Annotated in this window: 19 protein-coding genes; 12 read left to right on the top strand and 7 right to left on the bottom strand. The window is 71.6% G+C overall.

Going from position 1 to position 20,104, the window contains the following annotated elements; genetic code table 11:
• Positions 1-23: 23 nt before the first annotated feature.
• Positions 24-2,345: an ATP-dependent RecD-like DNA helicase gene (locus OG242_RS09965; protein WP_405897804.1), complete on the bottom strand. Its 2,322-nt coding sequence runs from the start codon at positions 2,343-2,345 to the stop codon at positions 24-26.
• Positions 2,346-2,410: 65 nt separating this feature from the next.
• On the opposite strand from OG242_RS09965, the gene OG242_RS09970 reads away from it, so the two are divergent.
• Together OG242_RS09970 and OG242_RS09975 are read left to right on the top strand one after the other, a co-directional pair.
• Positions 2,411-2,689 carry a ribbon-helix-helix domain-containing protein gene (locus tag OG242_RS09970; protein ID WP_405897805.1) on the top strand — a complete coding sequence of 93 codons (279 nt, stop codon included), beginning with the start codon at positions 2,411-2,413 and terminating at the stop codon, positions 2,687-2,689.
• A 6-nt stretch (positions 2,690-2,695) separates the two neighbouring features.
• A complete protein-coding gene (locus OG242_RS09975; RefSeq protein ID WP_405897806.1) occupies positions 2,696-2,821 on the top strand; it encodes a hypothetical protein in 126 nt (41 codons plus the stop codon).
• 9 nt (positions 2,822-2,830) lie between these two features.
• Here the strand turns inward: OG242_RS09975 and OG242_RS09980 are convergent, their stop codons facing one another.
• A complete protein-coding gene (locus OG242_RS09980; protein ID WP_405897807.1) occupies positions 2,831-3,145 on the bottom strand; it encodes a hypothetical protein in 315 nt (104 codons plus the stop codon).
• A 127-nt stretch (positions 3,146-3,272) separates the two neighbouring features.
• On the opposite strand from OG242_RS09980, the gene OG242_RS09985 reads away from it, so the two are divergent.
• The 4 genes from OG242_RS09985 to OG242_RS10000 all read left to right on the top strand — a co-directional run bounded on the left by OG242_RS09985 (position 3,273) and on the right by OG242_RS10000 (position 5,757).
• The gene (locus OG242_RS09985; RefSeq protein WP_405897808.1) at positions 3,273-4,097 is read left to right on the top strand and encodes a helix-turn-helix domain-containing protein; all 825 of its coding nucleotides are present in this window, start codon (positions 3,273-3,275) and stop codon (positions 4,095-4,097) included.
• A complete protein-coding gene (locus OG242_RS09990) occupies positions 4,084-4,308 on the top strand; it encodes a DUF397 domain-containing protein (protein ID WP_405897809.1) in 225 nt (74 codons plus the stop codon). Before OG242_RS09985 ends, OG242_RS09990 begins: the two co-directional genes overlap by 14 nt.
• Before the next feature lie 85 nt (positions 4,309-4,393).
• Positions 4,394-4,912, top strand: a complete 519-nt coding sequence (locus tag OG242_RS09995; protein WP_405897810.1) for a hypothetical protein — start codon at positions 4,394-4,396, stop codon at positions 4,910-4,912.
• A gap of 35 nt (positions 4,913-4,947) precedes the next feature.
• Positions 4,948-5,757: a hypothetical protein gene (locus tag OG242_RS10000; RefSeq protein ID WP_329025383.1), complete on the top strand. Its 810-nt coding sequence runs from the start codon at positions 4,948-4,950 to the stop codon at positions 5,755-5,757.
• 54 nt (positions 5,758-5,811) lie between these two features.
• Here OG242_RS10000 and OG242_RS10005 read toward each other — a convergent pair whose 3' ends face one another.
• From OG242_RS10005 to OG242_RS10015, 3 genes are read right to left on the bottom strand one after another with little or no spacing between them, the layout of a single operon-like run.
• Positions 5,812-6,639 carry a sugar phosphate isomerase/epimerase family protein gene (locus tag OG242_RS10005; RefSeq protein WP_405897811.1) on the bottom strand — a complete coding sequence of 276 codons (828 nt, stop codon included), beginning with the start codon at positions 6,637-6,639 and terminating at the stop codon, positions 5,812-5,814.
• Positions 6,636-7,781: a dihydrodipicolinate synthase family protein gene (locus tag OG242_RS10010; RefSeq protein WP_405897812.1), complete on the bottom strand. Its 1,146-nt coding sequence runs from the start codon at positions 7,779-7,781 to the stop codon at positions 6,636-6,638. The genes OG242_RS10005 and OG242_RS10010 overlap by 4 nt, the downstream gene beginning before the upstream one ends.
• Positions 7,782-7,818: 37 nt before the next feature.
• Entirely contained in the window at positions 7,819-8,970 is a 1,152-nt protein-coding gene (locus tag OG242_RS10015) for a Gfo/Idh/MocA family protein (protein WP_405897813.1), read from the bottom strand.
• Between the two features lie 118 nt (positions 8,971-9,088).
• Between OG242_RS10015 and OG242_RS10020 the strand changes: the two genes are divergently transcribed.
• The 5 genes from OG242_RS10020 (at position 9,089) to OG242_RS10040 (ending at position 17,323) form a co-directional block, all read left to right on the top strand.
• Positions 9,089-10,153 (top strand): LacI family DNA-binding transcriptional regulator, encoded by a 1,065-nt coding sequence (locus tag OG242_RS10020; RefSeq protein WP_383748542.1) that lies wholly within the window; start codon positions 9,089-9,091, stop codon positions 10,151-10,153.
• An 82-nt stretch (positions 10,154-10,235) separates the two neighbouring features.
• Entirely contained in the window at positions 10,236-11,024 is a 789-nt protein-coding gene (locus OG242_RS10025) for a sugar phosphate isomerase/epimerase family protein (RefSeq protein ID WP_405897814.1), read from the top strand.
• Between the two features lie 186 nt (positions 11,025-11,210).
• The gene (locus tag OG242_RS10030) at positions 11,211-13,061 is read left to right on the top strand and encodes a glycoside hydrolase family 3 protein (RefSeq protein ID WP_405897815.1); all 1,851 of its coding nucleotides are present in this window, start codon (positions 11,211-11,213) and stop codon (positions 13,059-13,061) included.
• 789 nt (positions 13,062-13,850) lie between these two features.
• Positions 13,851-15,131 carry a hypothetical protein gene (locus OG242_RS10035; RefSeq protein ID WP_405897816.1) on the top strand — a complete coding sequence of 427 codons (1,281 nt, stop codon included), beginning with the start codon at positions 13,851-13,853 and terminating at the stop codon, positions 15,129-15,131.
• Positions 15,128-17,323: a tetratricopeptide repeat protein gene (locus OG242_RS10040; RefSeq protein ID WP_405897817.1), complete on the top strand. Its 2,196-nt coding sequence runs from the start codon at positions 15,128-15,130 to the stop codon at positions 17,321-17,323. The genes OG242_RS10035 and OG242_RS10040 overlap by 4 nt, the downstream gene beginning before the upstream one ends.
• 67 nt (positions 17,324-17,390) lie before the next feature.
• Here the strand turns inward: OG242_RS10040 and OG242_RS10045 are convergent, their stop codons facing one another.
• Positions 17,391-18,866 (bottom strand): S28 family serine protease, encoded by a 1,476-nt coding sequence (locus tag OG242_RS10045; RefSeq protein ID WP_405897818.1) that lies wholly within the window; start codon positions 18,864-18,866, stop codon positions 17,391-17,393.
• A gap of 145 nt (positions 18,867-19,011) precedes the next feature.
• Positions 19,012-19,428 (bottom strand): hypothetical protein, encoded by a 417-nt coding sequence (locus OG242_RS10050; RefSeq protein ID WP_405897819.1) that lies wholly within the window; start codon positions 19,426-19,428, stop codon positions 19,012-19,014.
• Between the two features lie 184 nt (positions 19,429-19,612).
• Between OG242_RS10050 and OG242_RS10055 the strand changes: the two genes are divergently transcribed.
• Positions 19,613-20,101 (top strand): hypothetical protein, encoded by a 489-nt coding sequence (locus OG242_RS10055; RefSeq protein WP_405897820.1) that lies wholly within the window; start codon positions 19,613-19,615, stop codon positions 20,099-20,101.
• Positions 20,102-20,104: the final 3 nt, after the last annotated feature.

The following is a 20,104-nucleotide window of genomic DNA, read 5'->3' on the forward strand; positions in this document are numbered from 1 at the left end:
TCGCGGCACTGAGTGCCGCGAACTTAGCCATCCTGCCCCCTTGACTGCGGTTCCGGAAGCCCTCCGTGATGTTTCCCACCGTTTTGATCGATCATTTTTACCGACGATCCTCCGTCGCCGCCTCCGCGCAACCGGTGATCCAGCGCCGTACAGCGTCTGCCTGCGGAAACAGTGCGGACCGCCTGGCCGATCGCCTGCCGCGAGCCGACCAGCACGACGAGCTTCTTGGCCCGGGTCACGGCCGTGTACAGCAGGTTTCGCTGGAGCATCATCCAGGCGCTCTTCGTCACCGGGATGACGACGGCGGGGTACTCGCTGCCCTGTGAACGGTGGATCGTCATCGCGTACGCGTGGGCCAGCTCGTCCAGCTCGTCGAAGTCGTAGCCGATCTCCTCGTCCTCGTCGGTGAGGACCGTCAGCCGCTGTTCGTCCAGGTCAAGGCCGGTGACGACGCCGACCGTGCCGTTGAAGACGCCGTTCTCGCCCTTGTCGTAGTTGTTACGGATCTGGGTGACCTTGTCCCCGACGCGGAACACCCGGCCGCCGAACCGCTTCTCCGGTACTCCGGGCCGGGCCGGGGTGATCGCCTGCTGGAGCAGCCCGTTGAGATGTCCGGCCCCGGCCGGGCCCCGGTGCATCGGCGCGAGCACCTGTACGTCGCGGCGCGCGTTCAGCCCGAACTTGGCCGGAATGCGGCGGGCCGCCACGTCCACCGCGAGCACCCCGGCGTCCTCCGTCTCGTCCTCGACGAAGAGGAAGAAGTCACTGAGCCCTTGCGTGAGGGGCGGGACGCCGGAATTGATGCGGTGCGCGTTGGTGACGACGCCCGACTGCTGGGCCTGGCGGAAAATGGTGGTCAGCCGGACCGCCGGCACCGGGCCACCGTCCGCGAGCAGGTCCCGCAGCACCTCCCCCGCCCCCACCGAGGGCAGTTGGTCCACGTCGCCGACGAGCAGCAGGTGGGCACCCGGTGCCACCGCCTTGACCAGCTTGTTGGCGAGGAGCAGATCGAGCATCGACGCCTCGTCGACGACGACCAGATCGGCGTCCAGCGGACGGTCCTTGTCGTACGCCGCGTCGCCGCCGGGCTTCAGTTCGAGCAGCCGGTGCACGGTGGACGCCTCGGCCCCCGTCAGCTCGGACAGCCGCTTGGCGGCCCGCCCGGTCGGCGCGGCCAGCACCACTTTCGCCTTCTTGGCCCGGGCCAGCTCCACGATGGACCGGACCGTGAACGACTTGCCGCAGCCGGGCCCGCCGGTCAGCACGGCGACCTTCCGGGTCAGCGCGAGCCGCACGGCGGCCTCCTGCTCGGGCGCCAGCTTGGCCCCGGTCCGGCCCGCGAGCCACTTCAGCGCCTTGTCCCAGTCCACGTCCGCGAAGGCGGGCATCCGTTCCTCCGGCGTCCGCAGCAGCCGCCGCACCTGGGCGGCGAGCGAGATCTCCGCCCGGTGGAACGGCACCAGATACACCGCCGTGACCGGCTCCCCGCCCTCGGGCGACGGCACCTTCTCCCGTACGACGCCCTCCGGCTCCCCGGCCAGCTCGGCCAGGCACTCGATGACAAGCCCGGTGTCCACCTGGAGCAGCTTCACCGCGTCCGCGATCAGCCGCTCCTCGGGCAGGAAGCAGTGCCCCTGGTCCGTGGACTGCGACAGCGCGTACTGCAGCCCGGCCTTGACCCGCTCCGGGCTGTCGTGCGGGATGCCCACCGCCTGGGCGATCTTGTCGGCGGTCAGGAAGCCGATGCCCCAGACGTCGGCGGCCAGCCGGTAGGGCTGGTTCTTCACGACGGAGATCGAGGCGTCCTCGTACTTCTTGTAGATCCGCACCGCGATGGACGTCGAGACGCCGACGCCCTGGAGGAAGACCATGACCTCCTTGATCGCCTTCTGCTCCTCCCACGCGGCGGCGATCATCTTCGTCCGCTTGGGCCCGAGTCCGGGGACCTCGATCAGCCGCTTCGGCTCCTGCTCGATGATGTCGAGCGTGTCCACACCGAAGTGGGTGGTGATCCGGTCGGCCATCACGGGCCCGATGCCCTTGATCAGCCCGGAGCCGAGATAGCGCCGGATGCCCTGGATGGTGGCGGGGAGGATGGTCGTGTAGTTCTCCACGTGGAACTGCTTGCCGTACTGCGAGTGGGAGCCCCAACGCCCCTCCATCCGCAGGGACTCCCCCGGCTGCGCCCCGAGCAACGCCCCCACGACGGTGAGCAGGTCGTTGGCTCCCCGCCCGGTGTCGACGCGGGCGACGGTGTACCCGTTCTCCTCGTTGGCGTACGTGATGCGTTCGAGCACGCCCTCGAGGACGGCCAGGTTGGGGGTGTGGGACGTCGTGGTGGCCATGGCGCGACGCTACCGGGTGGCGCCGACAGCGGTACGTGGGTGCCGGGCGGGGCTACGGTGAGGGCATGGCGACCGAGCGGATTTCGATCAGCCTGCCGGCCGAGCTCCGTGCCCGGATCAGGCAGTACGCGGCGGATGCCGGGCTCAGCGTCTCCGCCTACATGGTGATCGCCGCGCGGGCCTACATGAATGAGCAGGACCGAGCCAGGAGGGCCTTCGAGCGCGTGGACGAGGCGCGACCGGAGACGGAAGCCTCATGGCAGGAGACCCACCACCTGCTGCACTCACCCGCCAACGCCCGACGCCTCCGCGAGTCCGTCGCAGAGGCAGAAGCGGGCGGGTGAGGCGCCATGGCCGTCTCCATGGACACGCTGATCGAGGGCGTCGCGCCGACTCCCCATCCGAAGGACGGCGGCGTCCCGCATGGGCCGCGCGGCTTCTGCTTCGAGCGGCCCGGACAGCTGAAGGAGTACTGAGCGTTGCCGCTACGGCTCGTCCGGGTGCTGGCGCGATGCAGCCACCGTCCGGGAGGCCCTGCTCTCCGCGACGCGCCGCACGTCCCGGAGGGACTCGGTCAGACGGCTCGCCAGAACGTGCAGCTCCGGTCCGGTGACCTTCCGGTCGGCGAGGAGGTCGGCCGCGTGGCCCAGTAGGTCGTCGGCCATGCCGAGTTGGACGCTCTCGATGTCATCGGCAAGCCGCGAGACGTAGCCGTTGCCGTCTCCGAGGACGTAACAGGGCTTGCCGCCCTGGCCCGCCCAGGGAAGCAGCCTGATCGTCTGCGCGTCGTTTTCCTTCATCTTCTGTCTGCTTCCTACGCGAGGGTGCTTTCTGTAGCGAACTCATCACAGAGTGGGGTCACAAATCGCTACGCTGCCAGGGGGTCGGGGATGACAGCACGTGCGTCAAGACGGGGAGCTGGGCCGCATGGGAACGAAACGAAGGCCGCGTACACCCCGGGAGAAGTACGGCGAGGAGCTGAAGCTGCGGCGTATCGCGGCGGCGCTCACGCAGGAAGCCCTGGGCGAGACAGTGGTCTGCTCGCCCACGCTCATCAGCCACTACGAGGCGGGGCGGCGTCTGCCGAGCCCCGAGGACGCGCAGCGGATCGACCGCGCTCTGCGCACGGACGGGTTCTTCGCCCGGTGGCTGGAGGACCTGGAATCGAAGTATGCCGACCACTTCGCGGCCGTGGCGGAGCTGGAGAAGCAGGCGACACTCATCCAGCAGTTCGCGCTCTCGCTGGTACCGGGGCTGCTCCAGACCGAGGGCTATGCCCGTGCCCTGTTCCAGGCGTACCGGCCCAACCACTGCCGGGAGGAGGTTGACAGGGACGTTGTCATCCGAACAGAGCGTGCCCGCGTCCTGGACAGTCCGCTGAACCCCGTCCTCTGGACGATGTTGGACGAAGCCGTACTTCGGCGGCGCGTTGGCGGACCGCAAGTCATGGCGGAGCAGTTGAACAAGATCGCGGACATGGCCGAGAGCGGCCGGTTGCGGCTGCACGTACTGCCGTTCGAGGTGGGAGCCCACTCGCTCCAAGAGAGCCTGCTGACCTTGCTGAGCTTCACCGACTCGGCACCGGTGGCGTACGTTGAGGGCTTCCAGACAGGCAACTTGATGGACGAGCCGAGCCTGGTGGCCTCAAGCCGCACGGCCTACGATCTTGCCTTGAGCGACGCGTTGTCGCACCAGGAATCACTGGCCCTTGTGCGGGCGGCAGCAGAGGAACACGAACATGGTCAGCAGTAGGCGCAGTGTCGCGGACTCGTCCACCCTCACCGGGTGGTTCAAGTCCAGCTACAGCGGCGGTGGTCAAGGTGAGTGCCTTGAGGTTGCCGCCGGCCATGCCGCCGTCCCCGTCCGCGACAGCAAGGCCCCCGCCGGTCCCGCCGTCGTGTTCTCCGGCGACGGCTGGGCCTCGTTCGTCGGCGCGGTCAAGGAGGGGCGTTTCGGCGGCTGAGCAGTTGGTGGGGCCCGGAGTCCTGTCGTCCGCTCCTGGGCCGCCTGTACGGTGAAACGTCCGTCAGGTGGTCGAAAGGTTTCGCGTGTCCAGGTCCCGTGCACTGAGCTTCTCCGTCGTTGCCCTTGCCGCCGCCGGGGTGGTGCTCACCGGGTGCTCGTCGGACGACGGTGGGTCCGGGAAGGGCGTTCCGGATGACGGGACCGGCAAGGCCACGGTGAGTGTGCCGGACGGGGACGGCAAGGGGGCCGCGAAGCTGCACTACAGCGGTGGGAAGAGCGGGGAGTTCACCATCGAGAGCGTGCGCTGTGCCGTGATGGACGGGAAGCTCGCCGCCATCACCGCACCCGACAGTGCCGACAGCAGCACCCCCGCGAAGCCCTCGTTCACGGCCGTCATGAGCGGTGACAAGGCGATGACCACGCTCACCACGAAGGACGGCGCCAGCTATCTGCACGCCTCCGCGCCCGGGATCAGCGGCAGCAGGAGCGGCGACACCTGGGTCGTCACCGTGGCCGGGCTGAAGCTCGGGCCGACCGACCCCAGCGGCGAGTCGATCACCGTCGACGGCGTCATCACCTGCGGGACCGTCTCCGGAGGGTAGGGCCGGGGGCCCAACGCCCCGATAGCATCCGGGACATGGGTAGATCGAAGCACCTCATATCGGCCTTCACGATCACCGCGGCCGGCGCCGCCCTCCTCACCGGATGCTCGTCCGGCGATCCGGACACCGACGCGGCGGAACCGGCGGCCTCGTCCCCGGCCGCGGCGGCCTCCGCGTCCTCCCCCGCACCGGCGGAGAGCCGGTCCGCCACCCCATACACCGAGCCCGCCGAGTGCGCGGGCCTCGGGCTCAAGTCGGAGGCGACGCTCGCCGGGAAGGACCTGGCCGCCTGTGTGCGGGCGGCGTTCGCCGCGTACGGGACGGGCACGGAGAACCTGCTCGTCGGGGACCGGTCGGGCACCACGCGGTTCCGGGTCGGGGACGACCCGGCGCTGGCGGGGGACGTCGACGGGGCGGACGGGAAGCACGCCGCGAACTCGTACGTGTCGATCGGCGGCGAGGAGTGGATCAAGTCCGACGGCGCCTGGGAGAAGAGCGACTCCAAGGAGGCGGTCGACGCCGAGCTGGGGAAGAAGTACCGGACGGTCTCCGATCCGCAGGGGATCCCGGACCTGGTCGGCTCGTTCGCGACCTGGAAGGTCGACACCGAGAAGGCGCTGATCTCCCTGGAGAACGGCAAGGACGTGCAGGCGTGGCGCGTCACCAACGCCCGGCACTTCGACTACGAGGGCTCCGAGGTGGTCGAGTACATCGTGTGGCTGGACGACGACGGCACCCCGGTGGGCGTCCAGAACACGTCGAACACGGCCGGCAAGTCGAACACGTACGTCCAGCACTTCTACGACCTCGGGCAGCCCGTCACCATCGAGGCTCCGCCCCAGTAGGGCCCGCCCTCCCCGGGGCCCGGACCGCACAGCCGGGCCCCGGGGGAAACGGACTCAGCAGGCGTGCTCGGCGTACCGGGCCGCCACCTCCGCCAGGACCTCCGCGCCGTCGCGCGCCCACAGGTCCTCGTTGAAGATCTCCACCTCGACCGGCCCGTCGAAGCCCGTCGCCTCCACCGCCTCCCGGAAGAATCGGAAGTCCACGCTGCCGTCGCCCAGTTGGCCCCGGCCCAGCAGGACGCCCGCCGGGAGCGGGGTGATCCAGTCGGCGAGCTGGAAGGATTGGATGCGGCCGCCCGCGCCGGCCCGGGCGATCTGGGCGGGGGCCTGGTCGTCCCACCAGAGGTGGTACGTGTCCACGACCACGCCCACCTGCTCGGCCGGGAAGCGCTCCGCGATGTCCAGGGCCTGGGAGAGCGTCGAGACCACGCACCGGTCCGAGGCGAACATCGGGTGCAGCGGCTCGATGGCCAGGCGCACCCCGCGCTCGGCAGCGTACGGGGCCAGCTCGGCCAGGGCGTCCGCGATGCGTTCGCGTGCGCCGTACAGGTCCTTGCTGCCCTCCGGGAGGCCGCCCGAGACGAGGACCAGGGTGTCCGTGGACAGGCCCGCCGCCTCGTCGAGCGCGGCGCGGTTGTCGTCCAGGGCGCGGGCCCGTTCCGCCGGGTCCGGGGCGGTGAAGAAGCCGCCCCGGCACAGGCTGGTGACGGTCAGGCCGTGGTCGGAGAGGAGCCGGGCCGTGGCCTCGACCCCGTACGACTGCACGGGGGCCCGCCACAGGCCGACCTTGTCGACGCCGGCCTTCGCGCAGCCCTCGGCCAGCTCCGGCAGCGACCACTGCTTGATGGTCTCCTGGTTGACGGAAAGACGGCCGTCGCTCATCGGGGGCCTCCGTTGACCGTGAGGAGCGCGCGCATCCGGGACTCCGCGAGCTCCGGGTCCGGGAACAGGCCGAGGCGGTCCGCGAGTTCGTACGCCTTCGCCAGGTGCGGCAGCGAGCGGGCCGACTGGAGGCCGCCCACCATCGTGAAGTGGTCCTGGTGGCCCGCCAGCCAGGCCAGGAACACCACGCCCGTCTTGTAGAACCGGGTCGGTGCCTGGAAGAGGTGCCGGGACAACTCGACGGTGGGGTCGAGGAGTTCGCGGAAGCCCTTCGTGTCGCCCGTGTCCAGCACCCGCACCGCGTGCGCGGCCAGCGGGCCCAGCGGGTCGAAGATGCCGAGCAGCGCGTGGCTGAAGCCCCGGTCGTCGCCGGCGATCAGCTCCGGGTAGTTGAAGTCGTCCCCGGTGTAGCAGCGGACCCCGCCCGGGAGCCGGCGGCGCACGTCGATCTCGCGGTCCGCGTCGAGCAGGGACATCTTGATGCCGTCGACCTTGTCCGGGTGCTCCGCGATGACCTGGAGGAACGTGTCGGTGGCCAGGTCGAGGTCGGTGGAGCCCCAGTAACCGTCGAGCGCCGGGTCGAACATCGGGCCGAGCCAGTGCAGGACGACCGGTTCGGTGGCCTGGCGCAGCAGATGGGCGTACGTGTCCAGGTAGTCCTGGGGGCCCTTCGCGGCGGCCGCGAGGGTGCGGGAGGCCATTAGGATGGCCTGGGCGCCGCTCTCCTCGACGACGGCGAGCTGTTCCTCGTACGCGGAACGGACCTCGGCGAGCGTGGCCGGGCCGGGCGGCAGCTGGTCGGTGCCGACGCCGCAGGCGATGCGCCCGCCGACGGACCTGGCCTCGGCGGCCGAGCGGCGGATCAGTTCCTCGGCGCCCGCCCAGTCCAGGCCCATGCCGCGCTGCGCGGTGTCCATGGCCTCGGCCACGCCCAGGCCGTGCGACCAGAGGTGGCGGCGGAAGGCGAGTGTGGCGTCCCAGTCGACGGCGGCCGGCGAGTCGGGGGTGACGTCGGCGTACGGGTCGGCCACCACGTGCGCGGCGGAGAAGACCGTACGGGAGGCGAGCGGCGACCCGGCCGGGGCCAGGTCGAGCGGGGTGGCCCGGGGTTCGTACGGGCCCTGCGGGAGATGGATGGTCACGGCGACGACTCCAGGGGGCCGAGGGGCGGGCGGCTGGTCACAGGGACAGCTCCGGGACGTCCAGGCGGCGGCCCTCCGCGTGGGACTTCAGGCCCAGCTCCGCGAGCTGCACGCCACGGGCGCCCGCCATCAGGTCCCAGGCGTACGGCTCGTCGAGCACGATGTGGCGCAGGAACAGCTCCCACTGGGCCTTGAAGCCGTTGTCGAACTCCGCGTTGTCCGGGACCTCCTGCCACTGGTCGCGGAAGGACTCGGTGACCGGGAGGTCCGGGTTCCAGACCGGCTTCGGGGTGGCCGAGCGGTGCTGGACGCGGCAGTTGCGCAGGCCCGCGACGGCGGAGCCGTGGGTGCCGTCGACCTGGAACTCGACCAGCTCGTCACGGTTGACCCGGACCGTCCAGGAGGAGTTGATCTGGGCGACGGCGCCGCCCTCCAGCTGGAAGATGCCGTAGGCGGCGTCGTCGGCGGTCGCCGCGTACGGCTCGCCGCGCTCGTCCCGGCGCTCGGGGATGTGGGTCTGGACGTGCGCCTGGACCGTGGTGACCCGGCCGAACAACTCGTGGAGCACGTACTCCCAGTGCGGGAACATGTCGACGACGATGCCGCCGCCGTCCTCCGCGCGGTAGTTCCAGGACGGGCGCTGCGCCTCCTGCCAGTCGCCCTCGAATACCCAGTAGCCGAACTCGCCGCGTACGGAGAGGATCTCGCCGAAGAAGCCGCCGTCGATGAGGCGCTTCAGCTTCAGCAGGCCCGGCAGGAAGATCTTGTCCTGGACGACGCCGTGCTTGATGCCGGCCTCCTGGGCCAGGCGGGCGAGATCAAGGGCGCCCTCGACGTCCGTGGCGGTGGGCTTCTCGGTGTAGACGTGCTTGCCGGCGGCGACGGCCTTCTTGATCGCCTCGACCCGGGCCTGGGTGACCTGGGCGTCGAAGTAGATGTCGACGGTGTCGTCCGCGAGCACCGCGTCGAGGTCGGTCGACCACTCGGTCAGGCCGTGCCGCTCGGCCAGCTCCTCCAGGGCGTGGGCACGGCGGCCGACGAGGATCGGTTCCGGCCACAGCACGTCGCCGTCGCCGAGGTCGAGGCCGCCCTGCTCGCGGATCGCGAGGATCGAGCGCACCAGGTGCTGCCGGTATCCCATGCGCCCGGTGACGCCGTTCATGGCGATGCGCACTGTCCTGCGTGTCACGAAAGTTCCCTCCGTACAGCCGTAGCAAGCGCTTTCTATGCGGGATGACGCTAGCCTGCCGACAGCGGCCCGGACAAGAGGGGGCCCGTCAATCGGTCACAGGCCACGGAGGAAAGCGATGACAGTCACCCTGGCGGACGTGGCGGCCCGCGCCCGGGTGTCCCCGGCCACCGTCTCCCGTGTACTGAACGGCAATTACCCGGTGGCGGCATCCACCCGGGAGCGGGTGCTGCGCGCGGTGGACGACCTGGACTACGTGCTGAACGGGCAGGCCAGCGCCCTGGCGGCGGCCACATCCGACCTGGTCGGCATCCTCGTCAACGACATCGCCGACCCGTTCTTCGGGATCATGGCGGGCGCGGCGCAGACCGAGATCGGCGGGCCCGGCGACGGGTCCGGCCGGGCGGGCGGCGAGAAACTGGCGGTCGTCTGCAACACCGGCGGCTCCCCCGCCCGCGAGCTGACCTACCTCACCCTGCTCCAGCGTCAGCGCGCCGCGGCCGTCGTCCTCACCGGCGGCGCGGTGGAGGACCCGGAGCACCAGACGGCGATGGCCGCGAAGCTGGCGAAGCTCGCGGAGGCGGGCACCCGGGTCGTGCTCTGCGGGCGGCCGCCGCTGCCGGACGGGGCGGCCGTGGTGGCCGCGCTCGCCTTCGACAACCAGGGCGGCGCCCAGCGGCTCACCAGGCATCTGCTCTCCCTCGGGCACCGCAGGATCGGCTATGTGGCGGGCCCCCTGGAGCGCACCACGACCCGGCACCGCCTGGCCGGCCACCGCGAGGCGATGCGCGGGGCGGGGGCGGCCGGCGACGAGGACCGGCTGACCGTGCACGGCTCGTACGACCGGGGCTCCGGCTACGACGCGACCGTCGAGCTCCTGCGCCGCGAACCGGCGATCACCGCCGTCGTCGCCGCCAACGACACCGTGGCGCTCGGTGCGGCGGCGGCGATCCGCGACCGGGGGCTGCGCATCCCGGAGGACATCTCGGTGGCCGGCTTCGACGACCTGCCGTTCTCGGTGGACGTGGTCCCGGCCCTGACGACCGTACGGCTGCCGCTCGTCGAGGCGGGGGCGCGGGCGGGCCGGCTCGCCATGGGCAAGGAGGACCCGCCGCCGGGCGGCATCGCGCTGATCCCGGCCGAGCTGATGGTGCGCGGATCGACGGCGCCGCCCCGGGGGTGAGCGCCCCCGGGGCGGGGTACGCGTCGGGGCGCCCCGCCTCCCGCCGGACGGGGCGGCACGGAACGACGGAAGGAATATGCACGTGAAGCTCGCTTTCTCCACCCTCGGGGTTCCGGGGCTGCCCATCGCCGACGTCGTCCGGCTCGCCGCCGGGAACGGCTACCAAGGCGTGGAGCTGCGCGCCGACCCCGAGGAGCCGGTGCACCTGGGCCTCGGGCAGTCCGAACGCGCCTCGGTGGTCGCCGAGTTCGAGCGCGGCGGGGTCGAGATCCTGGGCGTGGCGGGGTACGCGAAGGTCGCCGCCGAGGGCTACGACCAGCCGGTCCTGGACGAGCTGGCCGCGCTGACCGAGCTGGCCCGGGACCTGGGCGCGCCCTACGTCCGGGTGTTCCCCGGTGGCGGCGACCAGGACCCGTCGGAGGCCGACGAGATCGCCGCGCGCCGGCTGGGCGCCGCCGCCCCGTACGCCGCCGACCTGGGCGTACGCCTCCTCCTGGAGACCCATGACTCGCACCGGGCGGGGGCCGATGTGGCCCGGGTGGCGGGGACGGTGGGGCACAAGAGCGTCGGCGCGCTGTGGGACGTCATGCACACCTGGCTGGCGGGCGAGGAGCCGGTGGCCAGTCACGCGGTGCTGGCCCCGCACCTCGGCTACGTACAGGTGAAGGACATCGCGTCGGCCGACGACACCACGCCGCTGGCCCTGGGCGCGGGCGTGCTGCCGCTGCGGGCGTGCCTGGACACCGTGGACCCGGACGGCTGGGTCTGCTGGGAGTACGAGAAGCGCTGGTACCCGGAGGCGGCGGAGCTGCCAGGGCTGCTGGGCGCGGGGCGCGAGCACCTGCTGCGGCTGGGCGCGCCCAAGCAGTAAGCGGTCTCAGGCGGGGGTGCGGGCGCGCGGTGGTACGCGACGAGCGGAGACGACACCCGACGACCGGACGGGGACGCGCTCAAAACGGCCCGCACCCTTGACCGGAAGTTATTTTCTGGATATCCGTGCTCCTTGGCAGTTTCTTTCACCACCCCCTCGTCACCGAGAACGGCCGAAGGAGCTCACGTGCACCACCGCACCTCCAGACGCACCCTCCTCACCGCCACAGCCGCCACCGCCGTCGCGGCGGCAGCGGGCATGGCGAACGCCCCCGGGGCCCTCGCCTCCCAGGGCTCCGCGCACAGCAGCCACACCTCCGCCGCCACGACCCGGCGGCTGAAGCGGCTCATCTCCCGGATGAGCCTGGAGGAGAAGGTCGGCCAGCTCTTCGTCATGCGGGTCTACGGGCACTCCGCCACCGACCCCGACCAGGCCGACATCGACGCCAACCTCGCCGAGATCGGGGTGCGTACGGCCGCCGAGATGATCGCCAAGTACCACGTGGGCGGCATCATCTACTTCGCCTGGGCGCACAACACCCGCGACCCGCACCAGATCGCCGGGCTCTCCAACGGCATCCAGCGCGCGGGCCTCGCGGGGCCGACCCCGCTGCCGCTGCTGATCTCCACCGACCAGGAGCACGGCATCGTCTGCCGGGTCGGCGAGCCCGCCACGCTGATGCCGGGCGCGATGGCGCTGGGCGCGGGCGGTTCGCGCTCCGACGCCCGCAGGGCCGGGCAGATCGCGGGCGCCGAGCTGGCCGCGATCGGCATCAACCAGAACTACGCGCCGGACGCGGACGTCAACGTGAACCCGGCCAACCCGGTGATCGGCGTACGGTCCTTCGGCTCGGACCCGCAGTCCGTGGCCGGGATGGTCGCGGCGCAGGTGAAGGGGTATCAGAGCGCGGGGATCGCCTCCACGGCCAAGCACTTCCCGGGCCACGGCGACACCAGCACCGACAGCCACACCGGGCTCCCGGTCATCGGCCACACCCGCGAGCAGTGGGCGGAGCTGGACGCGCCCCCGTTCCGGGCGGCCATCGCGGCGGGCATCGACTCGATCATGACCGCGCACATCGTGGTGCCGGCGCTCGACCCGGCCGAGGACCCGGCGACCCTCTCCAAGCCGATCCTCACCGGCATCCTCCGCGAGGAGCTGGGCTACGACGGGGTCGTGGTCACCGACTCGCTCGGCATGCAGGGCGTGCGCACGAAGTACGGGGACGAGCGGGTGCCGGTCCTCGCGCTCCAGGCGGGCGTGGACCAGCTGCTGAACCCGCCGAGCCTGGACGTCTCGTGGAACGCGCTGCTGGCGGCCGTCAAGAGCGGTGAGGTCAGCGAGGCCCGGCTCGACGAATCGATCCTGCGCATCCTGCGCCTGAAGGCGAAGCTGGGGCTCTTCGACCGGCCGTTCGTCACCGGTCGCGGGGTGGACCGCACGGTCGGCACCCGGGCGCACCTGGCCGAAGCCGACCGGATCGCCGAGCACACGACGACGCTGCTGGCCAACGAGGGCCGCCTGCTGCCGTTGTCGCGCCGCTCGCACCGGAACCTGCTGGTGGTGGGCGCCGACCCGGCATCGCCCTCGGGCACCACGGGCCCGCCGACGACGACGCTCGCGGAGGCGTTCGACGAGCTGGGCTTCACGGCGACCGCGCTGCCGACGGGGACCGCGCCCACCAAGGCGGCCATCGACGCGGCGGTGGCGGCTGCCCAGGGCAAGGACGCGGTGGTCGTGGGGACGTACAACGTCTCGGCGACCAGTTCGCAGCGCACCCTGGTCAGCGCGCTGGCCGCGACGGGCGTCCCGGTGATCACGATCGCCATCCGCAACCCGTACGACATCGCGCGGCTGGCGGGCACCGGGCACAAGGCGCACCTGGCCGCGTACTCCTGGACCGACGTCGAACTGCGCGCGGCGGCCCGGGTGATCGCGGGCCGGGTCCGGCCCGAGGGCAGGCTGCCGGTCCCGGTGCAGCGGGCGGACGACCCGTCGAAGGTGCTGTACCCGGTGGGGTACGGGCTGAAGTACTAGAGCGGCGAGCGTTCCGGGCCCGGTCGCGGGCCCGGAACGCTCGGTGAAGGTTCACAGGGCTTCCACAATACGGGCGCACCCTTCCGCCCGTGTGGTGTGCCGATGACGGTTTCCGGCCAGGTGGGGCGAGGAGCGCGGCGGCCGGGTCCGTACCGCGCGGAACGTCGTGTGTGCGGACCGGGGTGGGCGCCGGTTCTTCGGACGGCAGGCGCCGGGCGCCGCGTCCCGGCCGCCCGTGACCTCGGATTTCAGGTCCGCCGCCGGCGGCGGGAACCCTCCCGGCCTGCCGATTGGTCCAGCCCGGCCCATACGTGCCGGGCGGACGGGCGCGCGGGCGTACGCGGTACGCGGCAGCGCCCCCGGCAACCCCGCCCGCCGCCCGATCGGCAGGTGGAGTGGAAAACCGCCGCGTCAAACCCGCACACCGGACGTCGGCCGAAAACAAATCCCACGGACCGCATGCGCGACTTCACGCCCTGGTCACAAACCGAGGGCCGGTGCTATAAACAACGAGCCCCAGGCCCAGGACTGAATGAATTCTCAACAGCCCACGCGCCTACCGTGAAAGATCACCCATCAAAAAGGGGGAACCCGATGAAGAAGATCGTCGTGCGCAAGACCGGCGGTGTGAAGCTCACCACGAGCGCGAGTGCCTACTGGCCGCCCATGTGCATCGCGGGCCAGAACTAATTCAGGACGTGGTGCCCGGAATTCATCGAATTCCGGGCACCACGTCGATTTCCCCACACGATGCCGGGAAGTCGCCGGCTGATCCGACACGGAGACGGCATGGCCGATACTCGGCAGACCGCGGGGCCTGCCTTCCATCAACTGTCCTTCGTCCCCGAAGGGGACGGGGTGCTCATCGGCCGGGCCGACACCGATTCGTACGCCCTGTTTCCCGCCGACGGCGCGATGCTGCTCCACAAGCTCACCACCGGTATGCCCCCGGCCGACGCGGTCGCCTGGTACAACGACGCCTATGACGAGCCCGTCGACATGGACGACTTCCTGGAGACCCTGGGCGACCTGGGGTTTCTTCGGGGCGACGGCGATGATCCGGTCGCGGAGGCACCGGCCGCCGTGCGGTACCGGCGGCTCGGCCGGGCCGTCTTCTCGCCGGCCGCCTGGATCGCCTACGCGGCGCTGGCCGTGGTGTGCGTGGTGCTCCTGGTGCGGATGCCCGAAGTGCGCCCCTATCCGAAGACCCTTTTCTTCACCGATTCGCTGCTGCTGGTCCAAGTCGGCCTGCTCTTCGCGCAACTTCCGTTCGTCTTCCTCCACGAGTCCTTCCACGCACTCGCCGGCCGCCGCATCGGCATTCCCTCCAGCCTCGGTGTCGGGCGGCGACTCTACTTCGTGGTGTTCGAGACAACGCTGAACGGATTGCTCGGAGTCCCCCGGAGAAATCGTTATCTGCCTTTCCTCGCCGGTATGGTCGCCGATGCACTGGTGTTCTGTCTGCTGGTCTGCACCGCCGCCGTCGACGCACAGCACAGCGGCGGCGGACTTTCCTACCTCGGGCGTTTCGCGGTGGGCCTCGCATTCGTCACCGCGCTGCGGTTCGTCTGGCAGTTCTACCTCTTTCTGCGCACCGACCTCTATTACGTCTTCTCCACGGCTCTCGGCTGCGTGGCCCTGCACGACGCGACGCGCGCGCTGATCCGGAACACCGTCTGCCGTCTGCTCGGCCTGCGGAACCGCATGGTCGACCCGGAGCAGTGGTCGGAGCGGGACCGCAGGGTCGCGCGCTGGTACGCGCCCTTCGCGGCGGCGGGCGTCCTGGTGATGCTGGCGACGGCGGCCGCCACCGCGGTCCCCGTCCTCGCCCACTTCGTCCACCTCCTCGTCGACCGGCTCGGCCACCCCAAGCACCCGGACTCCGGCTTCTGGGACTCCGTCGGCTTCCTGGCCTTGAGTGTCGTGCAGTTCGGTCTCGTCGGCGTGGTGGCCCTGCGCGACCGCTCCCGCGCCCGTGAGCAGCGGCGCGACGGGAACCGCCCGGAAGCGGTCCAGGACCCCGCGCCCACCACCGCACCCCTTCACGCAGAACAGGAACACAGCCGATGAGCGAGCAACCCGCCCACCTGTGGATCGTCGGTGGCACCCGCCGGGACCGTGACGCGGCGCTGGAGACCGCCCTCCCCCCGTCCGCCGCCGGCGAGTTCCACGCGGTCAGCAGCCACCGCCTCGGCCGTGGCCCCTACGCCGGGACCGCCGCCCTGCTGAACCTGGTCGTGCCCCACGTACGGGCGAACGCGCCGGACCTGGTCACCGCCCACGACGTCGAACTGCTGTCGGTCGCCCCGGACCTGGAATCCGTCGTCGAGCCGTCCCGCGAAACCCTCACTTCGCTGGCCATCCCGGAGGAACGCACCCGCTTCTACGGCCCGGCGCGGACCCGGCGGCTGGCACACGGGGTGGTGGAGTTCCTGAACCACTGGGCCGCCGACTCCGATCAGCCGGTCACCGTACGCTTCGACGCCGTGCACGCGGCCGACGCCACCGAGCAGGAGCTGCTGGCCATCGCCCTGCGCCGGACCGACCCCGCGCGGCTGCGCCTCGTCGTGGCGACCACCGCCGAGGCGCTGCCGGCCCACGCCGCCGAACTCGCCGGTGCGCTCGCCCGGTACGCCGTACGCGTGGACGCGCCGGAGAGCGCCGCCCCCGCCGTGCCGCGGCCGGGCGTCGAGCGGGTCCGGGCCTACGTGGAGTCCGACGGCACCTCCGACGACCCCGGCGAGCGCTCCGCCTACGAGACCGCGCCCGCCGGGATACGGGCCGAGTTGCACGACGCCAGGGCCGCCGAGCTGGCGCGGACCCTGCCGCAGGCCCACCGGCTCGGCGCCCTGCCGTACCACCTGGAGCACGGGAGCGACCCGCACGGGGCCGGACTGCGGGCGGTGCTGGAGGCGACCGGCCACTGTGTGGACATGGGCTTCTACCATGCGGCGACGGAGCTGGGCCGCCGGGCGCTGGCGCTGGCCGACCCGGAGCGGGAGGAGGAGGCGTACTGCACGGCGAGCACCAGGCTGACCAGTTCGCTGGCCGTCCTCGGCCAGGTGGACGAGGCCGAGGAGATCTACTTCGATCTGCGCAGCCGCTTCACCACGCCGATGGTGCACCTGTTCTCCAACTACGCGCTCGGCATGCTGTACACCCGCCACCGCGCGCCCGACTCCCGCAACCACCTCACCGCCCGGGTCCACCTGCACACCGCGATCGCCCTGGCGTCGCAGATGCCGGAGGCGTCCCGCTCGTTCCAGAAGGTCTTCCAGCAGAACGGGCTGGCCCTGGTCGAGATGCACATGGGCAACCTGGACCGGGCCGAGGAGCTGGTGACCGAGGGGCTGGCCCGGCTGGACGCGGACCTGGCGCCGGGCGAGCACGAGCTGCACCGCTCGGTCCTGCTGCACAACCGGGGCCAAGTGCGGGCCGCGCTGGGCCGGATCGAGGAGGGTGTCGCCGACATCTCCCGCGTGATCGCCGCCGACCCCAACCACCCGGAATACTACTTCGACCGGGCCTCGTTGCACCGGCGCTCGGGCGACACCGACGCGGCCCTCGCCGACTACCAGGCCGCCATCGACGTCAGCCCGCCGTTCCCCGAGGCGTACTACAACAGGGGCGACCTGCGCGCCGAACTCGGCGACACCAAGGGGGCGCTGGCCGACTTCGGGTACGTACTGGAGCTGGAGCCGGACTACCTGCGCGCCCGGATCAACCGCGCGTCCCTGCTGTTGGAGGACGGCGGCCTCGACGGCGCCCGCGCGGACGTGGCCGAGGGCCTCGTCCACCACCCGGACAGCGCCGACCTGCTCTGCACCCGGGGCCTGCTCGCCCTGGAGGACGGCGACCCCGACGCCGCCCTGGCCGACTTCACCGCTGCCCTGGAGCACGACCCGGCCCTCTACGAGGCGCTGGCCAACCGTGCGGTCATCGCCCAGGAGCAGGGCCGGGCCGACGACGCGGTCGAGGACCTGAGCAGCGCGCTGCGACTCGTCGGGCCGGACGCGTCCCTGCTCTACAACCGGGGTTACGTGCATCGCTCGGCCGGGCGGTGGCAGGAGGCGATCGACGACTTCACTGCCGCCCTCGACCTGCCGGACGGTGACCGGGCCGAGCTGCTGTGGGAACGCGCCGACTGCCGCGCCGGCAGCGGCGACGCCGACGGCGCCCGGACCGACCTGGCGCTCTGCGCGGGCCTGGACGGGTCCCCGTACGCCGAGCGGGCCCGCGTCCGCCTCGCGGAACCGGCGTAGCGGGCGGTACGCGCAGGGGCTCCTTCCCACCGCCGGTGCGGTGGGAAGGAGCCCCGTACGGTTCAGCTCACGGGCGCCGGACGCCGAGGCGGTGGTCGGTCGTCAGGTCCTTGCCGTCGAGCCGCGCGTCGAACTTCGCGAGCGGCTTCGCCTTCGACTCGTCCTGCTGTACGGCGGCCGGGGCGACGCCCGCCCAGCGCAGGATCGCGGCCGTGGCCGTGGCGTTCTCCGAGGGCACGAGCCCCGCGACGTTCGAGCCGTGGTTCCCGCCGGGCACGGTGAACACGTAGCTGTCACGGGCGCCCGCCCCGAGCCGGAAGCGCTCCGCGCCCCACGGGTCGTTCTCGCCGTAGACGTACAGCATGTGCGTCGCGTGGTGCTTCACCCAGCTGTCGACGTCCCGCATCGCCCCGGGCCGGAACCTCATCGGGATGGAGCGCGGCACGAAGTTGCGCGGCGGCTGGTAGCCGTAGCGGCTGAGCTTGCCCAGCCAGGGCTGCTTGATGTCCGGGGAGCCGAGCTGGGTGCCCGCCTGGTAGTAGTACGGGGTGTAGTTGGCCAGGCCCTGGTCGGCGTAGGCGGAGAAGCCGGAGATCGAGTCGACCGAGTCCCAGATCTCCTCGTCGGACGCCTTCTTCGCGTCAGCCGGGAGGCTTTCGCAGTCGGCGAGCAGGCTGTACTGCCAGAACGCCCACACGTAGTCCATGACGACGGCCTCGTACGCCTTGTCCAGGGAGCCGACGGTGTCGAAGGTGTAGCCGTTGTCGGCGGCGTACCGGGCGTACTTCTCCTCCAGCGGCGCGCGACGGATCAGGGCCTCGCGCTGGACGCCGCCGAGCTTGTCGCGGCACTCCTTGGTGCCGACCTTCGCGAAGAACCGGTCGTACGCCGAGTCCTCCTTGTTCACCACGTCGTTGGGGGCGACGTAGGCGACGACGCCGTCCATGTCCTTCGGGTAGAAGCGCTCGTAGTACGTGGCGGTCATGCCGCCCTTGGAGCCGCCGGTGGTCAGCCAGTTCTCGGAGTAGATCCGCTTGAGCGCGGTGAAGACGCGGTGCTGGTCGCTGGCCGCCTGCCAGATGTCCAGCTTGGACCAGTCGGCGGGCGACGGGCGCGACGGGGTGAAGTAGCGGTACTCCAGCGAGACCTGGTTGCCGTCGACGATCCGGGTGGGCTCGGAGCGGCTGGGGTTGGTGGAGACGTTGTAGCCGCCGGTGAAGAAGACCGTGGGGCGGGAGGTGTCCTTGTGCAGCAGGGTGATGCGCTGCTGGAACGTCCCCTTGGACGGGTGGCGGTGGTCGACCGGCTGGGTGTAGTTGAGGACGAAGTAGCGGTAGCCCGCGTAGGGCTTCTCCTCGATGAGACTCATGCCCGGGATGGCCAGGATGCGGTCCTTGATGTCCGTGCTCGTCCCGCTGTCGCTCGCGGCGGTGCCGAGCGAGGCCGGTACGGCGGCGGTGGCCGCCCCGGCCGAGGCGCCCGTCGCACCGACCGTGCCGATGAGCACCGCGAGCGACAGGATTCCTCTGAGCGCCTTGCGCATGCGCGTCCTCCCGTTGGGAGGCGTCCCGCCGAGCACGACCGGGTCCCGCGAGACGCCTCTTGGTTCACAGCTGACGCGGTGAACCTAGCGGCGCAACACACGTACCACCAGACCCCCTTGCAGGGGCCCCGGAGGTGTCACCCGGTCAGCACAGGATCCAGCTCGTGCGGCCGCCCTTGCCCTCGACGGAGCCGGAGACGCGCACGCACCGGTTCAGCGCGTGGACGGTCACCGGGCCGGCGCGCTCGGTGTAGCGGCCGCGGTCCGTGACGGGGTGGCCGCCGCGGGGCTGGATGGTCACGGACATAGGGCGGCGCTTGCCGGGCTTGGCGGCCACGGCGGTGGCGCAGGCGTAGGCGCGGGTCTTGTAGACGCGGAGCTCGCCCGTGGCGAACTTCACCGTCTTCTTCGGACGCCCGGCGCACACCGTTGCCGCGTCCGCGCTGCCCGCGACCGCCCCGCCGAGTACCAGTGCGAAAGCGGTTGCCAGGGAGAGGACCAGGAACCGGCGGCGGAGTCCCTGCCGCGTACCCCAGGCATGTCTTTCGGTCCCTCTGGTCACAGCAGCCCCATCGCTTCCTCGAACATGAGCGCTCCTGCCCGACACCTGAGCGCATATGCGTGTACCTGCGTACGACGCGAGAGGCCATCCGGAGGTTGCATCCGGCGGGCCCGGCGTCCCCGGGGACCGGGGCGGCCCACCATGGAGCCGGCAGGACAGACCATCACGAAAGGCAGAAACCGCCATGACCCGCACCCGCTCCGCCCGGCGCACCGCCGCCCGTACCCTGCTCGCCTCCGCGCTCCTGGCCGCGGCCGTCGCCGTACCCGCCTCCGCGGCGGCCCCGCGCGCGACGGCCCCGGCGGCGCCGGTCATCGACGAGACGGCCACCCAGGAGTCCCGGCTGGTCGACCACTTCTACGGCGCGTACACCGACGCCGTGGCCGCCGAGGACGGGGGCGGGGCCGCCACCGCGCTGCGGGGCTTCTACCTCACGCCCGCCCTGCGCGCCCGCCTCGACGACTGGGAGGCGGCCAACCACGCGGACGGCGTGCTGCTCTCCCAGGACGTCCCGGCGGACTACCGGGTCGTCCCGGGCCACAGCGGCGCCGGCCACACCTGGTCCACGGTCCGCCTCACCTGGGGGTCCGCCGACAGCCCCTCGTACACGTACCTGACCGTGCGCTCCGACCTCGCGACCGGGAAGATCTCCGCGATCCGCGACGGGGAATAGCGC

Source organism: Streptomyces sp. NBC_00727 (assembly GCF_045161745.1).
In the GTDB taxonomy this organism is placed as follows: Bacteria; Actinomycetota; Actinomycetes; order Streptomycetales; family Streptomycetaceae; genus Streptomyces.

Bases quoted from the DNA above. Each gene is read 5' to 3' on its own strand.
- OG242_RS09980 (WP_405897807.1), bottom strand. From the start codon at position 3,145: ATGAAGGAAAACGACGCGCAGACGATCAGGCTGCTTCCCTGGGCGGGC.
- OG242_RS10005 (WP_405897811.1), bottom strand. From the start codon at position 6,639: ATGAGCGACGGCCGTCTTTCCGTCAACCAGGAGACCATCAAGCAGTGG.
- OG242_RS10035 (WP_405897816.1), top strand. From the start codon at position 13,851: ATGGCCGATACTCGGCAGACCGCGGGGCCTGCCTTCCATCAACTGTCC.
- OG242_RS10045 (WP_405897818.1), bottom strand. From the start codon at position 18,866: ATGCGCAAGGCGCTCAGAGGAATCCTGTCGCTCGCGGTGCTCATCGGC.
- OG242_RS10000 (WP_329025383.1), top strand. From the start codon at position 4,948: ATGGGTAGATCGAAGCACCTCATATCGGCCTTCACGATCACCGCGGCC.
- OG242_RS09990 (WP_405897809.1), top strand. From the start codon at position 4,084: ATGGTCAGCAGTAGGCGCAGTGTCGCGGACTCGTCCACCCTCACCGGG.
- OG242_RS09985 (WP_405897808.1), top strand. From the start codon at position 3,273: ATGGGAACGAAACGAAGGCCGCGTACACCCCGGGAGAAGTACGGCGAG.
- OG242_RS09975 (WP_405897806.1), top strand. From the start codon at position 2,696: ATGGCCGTCTCCATGGACACGCTGATCGAGGGCGTCGCGCCGACTCCC.
- OG242_RS09965 (WP_405897804.1), bottom strand. From the start codon at position 2,345: ATGGCCACCACGACGTCCCACACCCCCAACCTGGCCGTCCTCGAGGGC.
- OG242_RS10055 (WP_405897820.1), top strand. From the start codon at position 19,613: ATGACCCGCACCCGCTCCGCCCGGCGCACCGCCGCCCGTACCCTGCTC.
- OG242_RS10020 (WP_383748542.1), top strand. From the start codon at position 9,089: ATGACAGTCACCCTGGCGGACGTGGCGGCCCGCGCCCGGGTGTCCCCG.
- OG242_RS10040 (WP_405897817.1), top strand. From the start codon at position 15,128: ATGAGCGAGCAACCCGCCCACCTGTGGATCGTCGGTGGCACCCGCCGG.
- OG242_RS09970 (WP_405897805.1), top strand. From the start codon at position 2,411: ATGGCGACCGAGCGGATTTCGATCAGCCTGCCGGCCGAGCTCCGTGCC.